The following is a 529-nucleotide window of genomic DNA, read 5'->3' on the forward strand; positions in this document are numbered from 1 at the left end:
GCGAGGAATTCGTTCTTCAGCTTGATGATCAGCACCAGCGTGGTCACCACCGCGATGGCCATGCCGATCATGCCGAAGGCATTGCCCTTGCGCGCAGAAGCCGGGTGCGACAGCCCCTTGAGCGCCTGGATAAAGCAGACCGAGGCCACCAGGTACAGCAGGGTGACGAGGTTCATGCTGACAAGGCCCGCCATCACGCGCCCTCCTTGGCCAGTGCCGGCTTGCCCTCGGGCGCCTTCGCCTTCGGTTCCTTCTTCTTGAACATCTCCAGCATGCGCTGGGTCACCAGGAAGCCGCCGAACACGTTGACCGCCGCCAGCGCCACCGCGAGCGTGCCCATCACGCGCCCGACGCCGCCTTCGGTCAGGCCCGCGGCGAGCATGGCGCCGACGATGATGATGGCCGAGATCGCGTTGGTTACCGCCATCAGGGGCGTATGCAGGGCCGGCGTGACCGTCCAGACCACGTGGTAACCCACGTAGATCGCCAGCACGAAGATGATCAGGTTGATCACCGTGTGGTTCACCAT

At 64.3% G+C, this 529-nt stretch carries 2 protein-coding genes; both read right to left on the reverse strand.

The features are described 5' to 3' along the window. A partial coding sequence (locus tag MKD50_RS30610) for an NAD(P)(+) transhydrogenase (Re/Si-specific) subunit beta (RefSeq protein WP_252669799.1) occupies positions 1–194 on the reverse strand: 194 nt, incomplete at its 3' end. Next, positions 194–529 (reverse strand): NAD(P) transhydrogenase subunit alpha part 2 (locus MKD50_RS30615; protein WP_252669801.1); only part of this gene is annotated, 336 nt, incomplete at its 5' end. The genes MKD50_RS30615 and MKD50_RS30610, both read right to left, overlap by 1 nt.

Origin of the sequence: Cupriavidus mimosae (genome assembly GCF_023952485.1) — a bacterium.
Classification (GTDB): Bacteria; Pseudomonadota; Gammaproteobacteria; order Burkholderiales; family Burkholderiaceae; genus Cupriavidus; species Cupriavidus taiwanensis_C.